At 70.1% G+C, this 10579-nt stretch carries 12 protein-coding genes; 7 read left to right on the top strand and 5 right to left on the bottom strand.

Features of this window, described 5'->3' with window-relative positions:
- The coding region (locus E2C05_RS23755) for an EAL domain-containing protein (RefSeq protein WP_133222126.1) at positions 1-367 on the top strand (367 nt) is incomplete at its 5' end.
- Between the two features lie 124 nt (positions 368-491).
- Here E2C05_RS23755 and E2C05_RS23750 read toward each other — a convergent pair.
- Positions 492-836 carry a hypothetical protein gene (locus E2C05_RS23750; RefSeq protein WP_133222125.1) on the bottom strand — a complete coding sequence of 115 codons (345 nt, stop codon included), beginning with the start codon at positions 834-836 and terminating at the stop codon, positions 492-494.
- Positions 837-1333: 497 nt separating this feature from the next.
- On the opposite strand from E2C05_RS23750, the gene E2C05_RS23745 reads away from it, so the two are divergent.
- The 4 genes from E2C05_RS23745 to E2C05_RS23735 all read left to right on the top strand — a co-directional run bounded on the left by E2C05_RS23745 (position 1334) and on the right by E2C05_RS23735 (position 4128).
- Complete coding sequence (locus E2C05_RS23745; RefSeq protein WP_133222124.1) at positions 1334-2269, top strand: replication protein RepA; 936 nt, start codon at positions 1334-1336, stop codon at positions 2267-2269.
- 407 nt (positions 2270-2676) lie between these two features.
- The gene (locus E2C05_RS23740; protein ID WP_158292332.1) at positions 2677-3732 is read left to right on the top strand and encodes a hypothetical protein; all 1056 of its coding nucleotides are present in this window, start codon (positions 2677-2679) and stop codon (positions 3730-3732) included.
- 4 nt (positions 3733-3736) lie between these two features.
- Positions 3737-3880, top strand: a complete 144-nt coding sequence (locus E2C05_RS34305; RefSeq protein WP_205083017.1) for a hypothetical protein — start codon at positions 3737-3739, stop codon at positions 3878-3880.
- A gap of 50 nt (positions 3881-3930) precedes the next feature.
- Positions 3931-4128, top strand: coding sequence for a hypothetical protein (locus tag E2C05_RS23735; RefSeq protein ID WP_158292331.1), 198 nt, complete (start codon positions 3931-3933; stop codon positions 4126-4128).
- A gap of 285 nt (positions 4129-4413) precedes the next feature.
- On the opposite strand, the gene E2C05_RS23730 is transcribed toward E2C05_RS23735, so the two are convergent.
- From E2C05_RS23730 to E2C05_RS23720, 3 genes are all read right to left on the bottom strand, one after another.
- Complete coding sequence (locus E2C05_RS23730) at positions 4414-4647, bottom strand: hypothetical protein (RefSeq protein WP_133222121.1); 234 nt, start codon at positions 4645-4647, stop codon at positions 4414-4416.
- Between the two features lie 186 nt (positions 4648-4833).
- A complete protein-coding gene (locus tag E2C05_RS23725) occupies positions 4834-5091 on the bottom strand; it encodes a hypothetical protein (protein WP_133222120.1) in 258 nt (85 codons plus the stop codon).
- A 423-nt stretch (positions 5092-5514) separates the two neighbouring features.
- Positions 5515-6375, bottom strand: coding sequence for a trypsin-like peptidase domain-containing protein (locus tag E2C05_RS23720; protein WP_133222119.1), 861 nt, complete (start codon positions 6373-6375; stop codon positions 5515-5517).
- Positions 6376-6458: 83 nt separating this feature from the next.
- Between E2C05_RS23720 and E2C05_RS23715 the strand changes: the two genes are divergently transcribed.
- Positions 6459-6887 carry a hypothetical protein gene (locus E2C05_RS23715; RefSeq protein ID WP_133222118.1) on the top strand — a complete coding sequence of 143 codons (429 nt, stop codon included), beginning with the start codon at positions 6459-6461 and terminating at the stop codon, positions 6885-6887.
- Positions 6888-6972: 85 nt separating this feature from the next.
- On the opposite strand, the gene E2C05_RS23710 is transcribed toward E2C05_RS23715, so the two are convergent.
- The gene (locus tag E2C05_RS23710) at positions 6973-8658 is read right to left on the bottom strand and encodes a hypothetical protein (RefSeq protein ID WP_240046870.1); all 1686 of its coding nucleotides are present in this window, start codon (positions 8656-8658) and stop codon (positions 6973-6975) included.
- A gap of 1537 nt (positions 8659-10195) precedes the next feature.
- Between E2C05_RS23710 and E2C05_RS23705 the strand changes: the two genes are divergently transcribed.
- Positions 10196-10459, top strand: a complete 264-nt coding sequence (locus E2C05_RS23705; RefSeq protein WP_133222117.1) for a hypothetical protein — start codon at positions 10196-10198, stop codon at positions 10457-10459.
- Positions 10460-10579: the final 120 nt, after the last annotated feature.

The raw sequence follows: 10579 nt of genomic DNA, 5'->3' as shown, positions 1-10579 counted from the left end.
GCTGAAGGCGCTCGGCGTGCGGATCGCCATGGATGATTTCGGCACGGGCTACAGCTCGCTCAGCTACCTGCAGCGCTTCCCCTTCGACAAGGTGAAGATCGACCGCTGCTTCACGCGCGAGATGGACCGGTCGCGCCAGAGCAGCGCGATCGTGCAGGCCATCGTCGAACTCTGCGCCGCGCTCGACATGACGACGACGGCAGAGGGCGTGGAGACCGAGGAGCAGTTCGCCGCCCTGGCGCATAAGGGCTGTACCGAGGCGCAAGGCTACCTGTTCAGCCGGCCGCAGCCCGCTGGCCGCATCCCCGCCATCCTTGCCCAGCTTGCGACGGGGCATCCCGGCTCGGCGCGGCTTGCGCTCGCCTGAAGCCGGCCTGGCGGCGGCCTGGCCAGGCACGCAGCCGTGCCGCCTGCCGGATCGCGGGGCGAGGACGGCATCCGGGCCGGCCCTGTCCTGCCGAGGCAGAGCAGGGCGACGGCGGCGCCCCGGATCAGGCGAGGAGGTCGATCTCCGGCAGGATGCCCGTGGCGTCTGGTGAGGCTGCCCGGGGCGATGGCGCAGCAGGGGCGGTGCCGACCGCGTAGGCGGCAAGGACGAGCCGACCGAGGCCGGCCGGCGGCGCGGCGGGCCGGTCCGTCACGCGGCGCCGCGGCGCGCCTGGCGGCGACATCGCGCGGCGAGGTGCCAGGATGTCGAGCCTTTCGCGGGCGATCGCCCGCAGCATCTCCTCCGTCCTGGGATGGGTGACGAGCAGGCGAAGCTTCTCGATCGCGCCGTGGCGACGATTGAGGGCGGAGTCGGGCAGTCCCGGCAGGGGCTCTCGCCGGTCGCTCATGATGGCGGCGGATCGAAGAGTCTGGATGCTGGCTTCGCCATGCGGCTTTCCCCCGACAATCGCGCACCGGCCGATTGTTGGGGCCGGCAATGCGATTGGGATGCCAGGGCGATCTGCCTGCGCACAAGCCGGACGATGCCGCATTCATGCCGCGGCCGATCACGTCGGGCAGACTTGATCGTCAGGCATTCGCATGGCTGCAGCCTACCGAGTCGCCCCCGGCCACTGTGGAAAGCAGCGAGGCCGCCTCGGGGATCGTGCACAGCATCGGGCGTGGAGACGAGCGATGCGGCCGTGGAAAGGGGCGAGCCTCGTCCACGGCAATTCAACCGCTTCGCCAGCTTATCCCGTGGAATCCAGCGAGGAAGCTAATAGTAGAATCTCTAATACTAATCCTAGTAGCTTCCTCGCTGCTTTCCACGGCGACATTGCAGTCCGGATCACGCTATGGCGTGCGAGATCACATCAGGTTCATTCGAGGGCATAGGGATTTGGCGATGGGAACGGTGCACGAACTGCTGGAGGCCAAGGGCAAGCAGGGTGCGCTCGATGCCGGCATCGCCCGTTCCATCGTCGAGGCCGCGGCACAGTATCTCGCGGATGAGGACAACGCGCTCGGCTTCGCCTATTCCGGCTGGGCACAGTGCGCCCTGCCGCACAAGCGCCTGCCCGATGACGCGGCTTGGTCCATCTCGGCCGAACGCCTGCGGCTGATGGTCGAGCCGGGCCGGCGCCCGGTCGGCGAGGATCCCCAGGCCTTCGAATGGGTCGGCGTCCCCTATGGCAGCCATGCCCGGCTCATCCTCCTCTACCTGCAGACGGAGGCGCTTCGCACCGGATCCCGGGAGGTCGAACTCGGGACGTCGCTGCGGGACTGGCTCGGCCGCATCGGCGTCTCGGTCGGGGGAATGACCGGGCGCAGCGTGCGCGACCAGGCGGAGCGGATCTCGCGCTGCCGACTCACCTTCCACCTCGCCACCACGGGCAGGGCCTCCGGCCTGGTCAATCAGAGCATCGTGGACAAGGCGCTGTTCATCGAACAGGGATCGAGCAAGCAGGGCCGTCTCAGCCTGGAAACGGCGAAGCTCAGCGAGACCTTCTACGAGCAGCTGCGGCGGCATCCCGTGCCGCTCGAGGAAGCGGCGATCAAGGCGCTGAACAACAACGCCCCGGCGCTCGATGTCTACATGTGGCTCGCCTACCGCCTGCATGTGCTGACCGCCGACCGCCTGGTCACCTGGAAGGCGCTGAAGGGGCAGTTCGGCACGGGATTCCGCGAGATGTACCATTTCAAGCCGAAATTCAGCGGCTCGCTCTCCCTCGCCCTCGCGGTCTATCCAGCGGCGCGGATCGAGGTCACCGAACAGGGCGTCATCCTGAAGCCGAGCCGCCCGCCGGTGGCGCCGAAGACCTACGCGCTGCGCTCCGCCTGAACGGGCGGCCACGCCCACCGCCGGACGACCCGGATTCACCGCCCCATCCGCTGCGCGCGGCGAACGCCGCCATGCGGATGCGAAGCGCGGTCCGGTCTACATCCCTCTCGCATCCGCTGAGCCTCCGGGCTGATTCCTGTCGGGACCCAGGCCGGGTTCGCAGGGCGATGGCGCAGGGCGTCTCGCTGCTTTCCACACCCTGCGCCGCCTCGCCCGATTCCACACTCTCCAGACGGGGACGAAGCGCCCGTTGCATTGCATCTGGCTGGTTCATTCTTCGCCAATCGATCTCACGGACTCTCGCTCGACCGGCGGTCCAGGAGATCGCCCTGCGACCAGCACGCTGCGGGACGCCGGGGCCGGCTTCCGACCATGGCGCAAGACCGCCCCCTGCCCTGGAGCCCCGCGTGAGCGACCTGGTCCTGGTTCTCGATGCTGGCCCTGCATCCCTGGCGCTGCAGGTCCATGCCGCCGCCGGGCTCGATCTGCTCTGGGCCACCGAGGTGCATGGCATCGGCGGACGGCCGGGCTTCACGGCGCGGGGCGCGCAGCACCGTCTGCTGGCGGCGCATGGCTGGCGGGCGGAGGAAGCACCGGGCGATCACCACGCCGCACTGGCAGCCATCGTCGCCTGGCTGGATGAGGCGGCAGCCGGCCGGCGGGTGATCGGCATCGGCCATCGGTTCGGCCATGGTGGCGATCTTCCATCGCCCCTGCGTGTCGAGCCTGCCTTGCTGCGGCGGCTGGAAGCCCTGTCGGCCGATGCGCCGGGGCTGGCGGGGCTGCGGGCGACGATGGCGGTATTCCCCGATGTGCCGCAGGTCGCCTGCTTCGAGAGCAGCTTCCATCTGCGGCGCCGGCTGCCTGGGCGTGCCGCCCCGGCCGATGACCTTGGCGCAGCGCCCGGGCGACACGGCCTGTCCTACGAACATCTCTGCCGGCGGCTGGCCGCAGAGGATCCGGCCCTGGCGTCGGGCCGCACCGTCATCGTGCATCTCGGCCGCCGGACATCGCTCTGTGCCGTCCGCGCCGGTCGCAGCCTGGACAGCGTCGATCTGCAGCGCTGGGAGGATGAAGCGGCGCCGCACCCCGGCGATGGCGTGGCCATGGACGGATTGCCAGGCGATACGCCGGACCGGAGGGCGAAGGCCGAGGCATTGGCGGCCTTCGTCTGGCGCGTCCGACGTGAGATAGGCGCGCTGGTGGCCGTGCTCGGCGGCCTCGATACACTCGTCTTCACGGCCGCGGTCGGGGAAGGATCGGCCTCCATGCGGGCGGCGATCTGCCATGGCCTCGGCTGTTTCGGCATCGCCCTGGCGCCGGCCCGCAACGCGATCGGCGCGCGGGAGATCGGCCGCGCCGGTGCACCGGTGCGCGTGTTGGTGCGCCATAGCGACGCCGCGCTGATGGTCGCCGAGCATGTGGTCGAATCACTGGGGGCAGGCTGCCTCGCGGCTGCCTGAGACCATGCGAAAGCAGATCAAGGAAACCATGTCCCAGCCGATCGACCAGGCGGACGCGATGGAGGCATCGGCGGCATGGCAGGCCAAGCGGTCCCGCGCCAATGCCGCCACCGGGCGGTGGAACGGCGCTTCGACAGGCGTGGAGTGAGCGGGATGTTCGGGTCTTGGCTTGGTGGTGGACAGGTCCGGCGCGGCGCCGTGGCCGGCCTGGCCGTGTTGCTGCCGCTGCTGGCTGGTGGCTGTTCGGGCGGGGCGCCGCGCGACCCGCTGGCGGCACAGTATTTCTCCGACCCCGCCTATGGTGGCCGCCGCACGGCCTTCCAGCCGCGGCCCGCGGCCTTCGCGCCGCCGGTGATCGCGCCCGGCACCAGCCGTGGTCCGGGCGGCCTGTTCTAGAGCGGTTTCCGTTCGCCTTGGCTCACGGCAACGGCTCTCGTCATTTGGCACTACGAGGATCTTCACCCGGTCAGGTGATTTCACCTGACCGGGATCTGCTCTTTGCGAGGGCTAGGTCGGCCGCATCGGCCGAAAGGCTGCCGTTGCCGCCTTGGCCCGGTAAACACGGAAGGGCTCGCGGTCTATCGCACCCGCGGCGCGGCCCGCCGGGGCCGCGAGGATGGCCAGGATCGCCAGCCGACAACCGGTGCCGCAGGCACGCACAGCCCATGTCGGTGCAGCCCGCTACCGGATGACACCCGCCGACAACTTGCCCTTGCACCGCCGCAGCGCGGCTGCCGTGTTGTCCCTGGAAAAATGCGTGCTGCAGTTTCTCACCCGGCTTGCGCCGGCTTGCGAGGCGGACCGCAAGCCATCGGTCGATCCGGCCTGCTGCCAGCCGGTGTCGACCCTACGCGGCAGCAGCAGCGTTCGGCCCGCCAGGGCATCCTCGTCGGGGGGGGCGGCGAACAGGATCATGTCCGCCTGGGGCAGCCGGAAGCGCGGGATCGGCGTCGCGCCGCGGGACCGGCAAAGGCGGCGTGGCCGAGCGGGACGGCTCCGATCTTTGCCAGCCCCCTTCCCTGCAGCGGCTGTCATGCCCCTTGGCGGCCAGTATGCACGCCCAGCGAGCCCGTCGGCGCCACATGTCCTGGCTTGGGCGGCTCAGGCGACCTGCGGGATGTCGCCGGCTTCCTGGCTGCTGACGATCCGCAGGGCGGGGATGCCGGCGTCGCTGCCCGGCACATCCAGCGTCATTTCGAATGCTGTCTCGAGCGTAGATTCGATGTCATCGAGCGCCCGCATTGCTTCCAGCAGATAGCCGCGCTGGGAGTCCTCGAGAACATCCTCGATCGCGCAGGAGATCGACGTGATCGCCCTGCTGGCGAGGTCCTGGAGTGCGCGCAAATCGATCGGCAACATGAAGGGGGCACCTTGGCTTGAAGGCGTCGTGAGATCACGGTCGCAAGGGTACAACCCTTACGTTAATTCGCAAGCTTGTTTTCAACTCAAAGTTACTATTTTTAGGCTGCGCGTCACGGATTTTCCTGAAGCGAAACACTTACGCCGTCAAGGCCGGCGTTCGTCATCCGCAAGAAAGGGCAAGAAGCGGCCAAACAGGTCGGCGGGCGCGCGACATCATCGCCGCGACGCTCGGCCTGGAACGGGGCGGCAAGAGGTCCATGGCTGGTCTGCCCGATGATCCTCGCAGCTCATCCGGTCCCCCGGGCGCATTGCTGAGCTGCAGCAGCGGATGGAGGGAGACCGCGGCCGCAAGGCCCCTGATGCCTGGTGAGATCTGGCGCGGTCATGTTCCGCGTTGGTCACGCCGCGCGCCGACCCGATTCAGCACAGGATCCGGAACACGCCGCGCGCCGCCGCAGCCTCCACCCGGCGCCAGTCCGCTGGTGTCGCCACATGCGCCGGGCGGAAGCGCGGCAGCACGCCGGCTCGACCGAGGAAGTCGCGCAGATCCTTCGGCGTGATGGCACCGGAGAAGCCGCGCCGCCGGTCGCCGGCATGGATCACCCCCACGACATTGCCGTCCCCGTCCAGCACCGGCCCGCCGGAGGTCCCGGCCGCCGCCGGCACGTCGATCTCCAGCAGCCACCGCATCCGGTCCTCCCGCGCCGCGCCGAAGAAGCGCAGCCCGTCCTCCCAGGTGGCGGGAAGCTCCCGCTGCGTCCGGTCGCGCAGCACGAAGCTCTCGGCACGACCCGCCTCGGGGTCGTGCACGCTCAGCATCGCCCGCAACACCTGGCCCGGCTGGGCTCGCAATGCCCCGGGCGGGCGGCCCGCCATGGCTTCCACCGGATAGCCCAGCGCCAGCACGACGGTGCCGCGCGCCAAGCCCTGCACCGCCGACAGCGGCAGGATGTCGGTCGCCAGTTCCGGCCCCGCCAGCAGGGCGAGGTCGGAGTCGGGATCCTCCTGCGCCACGCGCCAGGGTCCGGGCAGACCAAGAACCTCCACGGCGCCGCCAGCCTTACGGCAGGCGATCACCACATGGGCGTTGGTCACCAGCCGGCCGGGCGCCACCAGGAAGCCGGAGCCGGAAACCTGTGGGACACCGGCCGGCATCGCCGTACCGGCCGGCGGCGGCGCGCCGGCACCGCGCTGCGTCCAGCCCAGCACGGTGGCGCAAAGAAAGGCCAGACCCAGGAGGAGCGTTCCAGCGACGCGCGGCATGCCGGTCCCGTAGATCATGCGAAAAATCCATGATACACGAATGGATCAAGGGATCGGAGGCATTTCGCCCCATTCCGGATGGATGATGGTGGAGCCGGACGATGCAGGCTGTCCGCGTGCTGCTGCGGCTGGCGGGCCATGCGGTGGATGCCCGGCAATCCGACCTGCTCGCGGCGGGCCAGGCATTGGCGGCGGCAGAGGCGGCACGCACCGCGCAGGAAGCGCAGCTCCGGCGCGAACAGGCGGCGGCGCGGGCGGATGGCGGCGCCTGGCGGGATTGGGCGGCCTATGCCGCCGCGGCCAGGCGGCTTGGCCAGGCGCGGGCCGCGGCGGTCCAGGCCGCCCGCCAGCGGGAGGATGCGGCGCGGCGCGCGCTTCAGGATGCGCTGGCCCATCGGCACCGGTTGGAATTGGCGCAGGCGTCAGCCGAGGCGGCGTTGCGCCAGGATGCGGCGCACCGGGCGGAACTGGCGGCCGAGGACGCGGCACGCTGCCAGCCCGCGCCCGATGCGGCGGCGCGTCCCGCCTGATCAGCCGCCGCGAACGGCCCAGGCGGGCGAAGGGCGCCCGGCATGGCTTGCCGGTCGCAGCGCCGCATCCCGGGACGCGGCGATGTCAGGCGGAAAGATTCTCCTGCGTGGCGGGCAGGTCCGGCTTCTGGCGGAAGCGCGCCCAGGCGGCCAGGATCTCGCGCAGCTGCTCCTCCTGGCTCGCCCGCTCGCGCCGCAGGATCTGCAGCCGCCGGCGTAGCTCCAGGATCAGGTGGCCGCGCGGCAGCTCGGCGCCGGTCTCGAAGCGCTCGAGGAAGAGGCGGCCCAGCTCGGCATCCTCCCGCTCGATGCAGTAGGCGGCATAGGCGAGCACCGAGCCGCGGCCGAATTCTACCATCTTGCGGCCGAAGGTGCGAAGCTCGAGCAGCCGCGGATGCTGCTCGACGATCCGCGTCACCTCGGATGGCGTGGGCTTGGCGTTGCGGGCGCCGGCCGGCTTCAGCTCGCGCTTCCACAGCAGCACCGCGGCGGCGGCGACCAGGGGCCGGTCGCCGAAGCTTTCCAGCGCCATGCCCAGATGCGGGCCGCGCTTGGCGTGGATGTCGTAGGTGGCATAGGCCTCCTCCGGCAGGCCGCGCATGACCGGAACCTCGATCGGCTGGCCGGCCTGCAGAACGGCGGACAGGCGATGCTGGCCGTTCAGCAGCCGGCCGGAGCGGGAGAAGCAGATCGGCTGAGCATTCATCATCCAGTGGCCGCTGCGGATGTCCCGGGCGATCGAGTCCACATGCGCGGCGATGATGCGCCGGTTGTGGGCATTGTGCGCCAGATACTCCTCGGCCAGCGCCGGGGTGATGCTCTCGACCGTCAGCGGGAAGACATGCGCCTCCCGCTCCAGGTTGGCCACGGCCTCGCGCAGCTTCGCCTGGGTCTCGTCGGTCGCGCCGGTCTCCACCGGGTCGGTCAAGCCGGGATAGCCGGACAGTTCCGGGAATTCCTCGCCGCGCGTCGGATTCACGCTGCGGTCCAGCCAGGCATAGCTGCGCTGCGGGGTGTCGCTCAGCGCCGCGTTCATCGCCTTGATGCAGATGGCGAACAGCGTCGTCGGCTTCAGCCGGGTCGCCGGGTCGCCGCGCGTCAGCTCGATCAGGTCGCGCACCCGCGCGCCGGGCTCCAGCGGGTCGTAGCGGTCGGGATGCGCCACGGCATCCAGGAAGCGGCGGGTCACCGCCTTGTCCACCCGGAAGCCCATGAAGATCAGCGGCGTGCGCACCGCCTCGGACAGCGCCGTGGCCTCGCTCTCCAGCGAGATCTTCACCGCCGCGACCAAGTCGGGATTCGCCGCCAGCACCCGGTCCAGCCGCGACCAGGAGGGCGAGCCGGTCGCGCGCGTCATCTGCCGGTCCTGGTAGCGGATCAGCTTCACCAGCGCCGATTGCAGCGCGCCGGCATGCTGCATCCCGCGTGCTTCCAGCACGCCTGCGAAGGACCGCCGGCGCTGCTGGTCGATGGTGTGCAGCACGTCGTCCGGGATGTTGCGGGCGACGACGGTGGTGAAGGGCACGTCCGCCCGGGCGCAGGCGCGCAGCCGCTGCAGCCCGTCCAGCAGCAGGCCGGACTGCGACAGGATCAGCGGCATCCCATTCAGGATCCACCGCCCGGCACGCATCGCCTCGGCATAATTGCCGATGGCGGCCGGGTTCTCCCGCGCGGTCGGCCGCTTGCTCTGCAGCAGGCCGATGGCGGCATCCGGCGTCACCACCTCGATGCTGAACACTGGGCCGTTCGGATCGGCGGACTGGACCTGCACGATCCGGTCCACCCCGCCCCGCGCCCCGTGGCCACCCCTTGCGGCCCCAACCTCATCCGACCGCATCACACCGCCCTCATGCCAGCACGGGCCAGGCGCGCCGGCGACCGGACGGCCAGGATCCCGCTTCGCAGATACCTTCCATCGCCCGGTGCCGGACCCGTGCAGGGATCGCGGCGCCGTGCCCTGCGGCCCCGCAGGGCGCGCCCCCGCGTCGCCGCGAACTTCCGTGCAGCATGGCAAATTCGCCACGAAACCGGAAGCGTTTCATGATGACCGGACGGCCCAAGTTCCGGCGACGACACCCTAGCAGCCACGGGATCAGGCAACCATGCGAAAAGGTGACGTTACGCGCCTGTCGAGTGGCTCTGGCTCGCGGCCGCCCTGGCCAGAAAGGGCAAGATCACTTGGACCCGTGGCGCTGAAGGATCGAGTGCCGCGAGCCATGGTTGTACCAGTTAATGTTACGCAAGGAATACAGCATCCGGTTCGTGTACGCTACCGCTTACAATATCGTTTCGCAACAGCCACACGACGCCGCTGGTGCGGGACGGCGCGACCGAGCTGATGCCAGCCCGGACCAGCCGCAGAATGCTGGTTCCTGGCCTCCTGTCAGCCGGCGGTCATTCCCGGCTCCAGCCTGACCCTGTGTCGTGCCCTGTCCCCCGGGTGCGCCCCGACGCGCATCATCCGCCGGCACCTGTCTGGCCCCGACAGCCGGCTTACGTTCGATGGTCGGCGGCCAGCCGGATCGGCGGCGCCTCGAAGCGCCAAGGTTCGGTGGCACCCTTCTAGGTATCCCGGTGATGCAGGGTCCTGGCCGCCGCCTTGCCTAGGGCAGATCCCGGGCGTGGCATCGCGCAGGCCCATGCTGGGGTTCCGCGACGCGCAGGCGAAGCCCCTGGCCTTCCAGGCAGTGCCGCTGCGACGTGCCATGGCGTCGCTGAACAGGTAGCGCAGAGCATCGCCCGAACCTGCGCCCGCTGGCTGCGACCACCCATCTCCACCGTCGCAAGGGGTGGAGGCTGTGCTCGTCCGGGGATTCCGGGCAGGGTTGCTGGCGGCCCCGCCGGGCCGCTGCTTCGGAGGCGGCCACGGCGTTGCGGCGGCTTGGCCTTGTGCGTGGTGTCCGGGGCCGAACGACGATCCTCGGCCCGCAGGCATCGCCGCCTGCGCGTGGCTCTTGCCCGGACATGCTTTGCACCGAACAGGGACGGCCGCCGCCGCGCAAACAGCCGAGCCTTGCCAGCCCATGCCGGCACCTGAGCGCGGGCCCCGCAATGCCTGTCCCCTTCGCCCGGTCCTGGATCGGCCCCCCGGTGGCGGCCGGGCCTTCCTGACATTCCGGTCCGTCTACTTGGTCCCCGCCGCCGGCAGGAGCGCCGCCTGTGGCTTTAGGGTAACAGGACATGCGAAAAACGGCTCGTTGAGCCCCATTGTGCGAAAAACTCTCGGTGAGCGAAAGTGCTGCGCATAGGATTGTTGCACAACCCCTCACCAGCCTCTCTCCCCCACCCCCAGCCCAGCGATGGCAGCCGTGGACGACATCCAGACCACCCCCCCCGCCGCCAGCGGCGGCGCAATCCGCCGTGGCGAGGCAATGCGAAATGCCACAAGTCGCGGTCATCAGCGGGTAGCCCGGATCCGCCGCTGCCTGGCCGCCGGGCAGCCCAGCGAGGACGAGATCCGCCGGATGGTCCAAACCTATCTCGCCCAGGGCGGCGAGGTGCATGTCTGCGCGCCGGCCTATGTGCTGCCGGTACAGAACGCCGGCGCCGCGGCGATCGACGTCAGGTCCTGAGAGTCCTCTCTGATTGGGGTTAGGGGGTCAAGCTGTTCCTCTCGCCTCAAGTCATTCCCGTAGGTCACTCGCTTCTCTTCGCGGTCGGCGCGTGGCCGCCGCAGGATGGGGTCAGGAGGG

This window comes from Paracraurococcus ruber, assembly GCF_004353985.1.
GTDB lineage: Bacteria > Pseudomonadota > Alphaproteobacteria > Acetobacterales > Acetobacteraceae > Paracraurococcus > Paracraurococcus ruber.
This window is presented reverse-complemented; position numbering and strand designations above follow the sequence as displayed.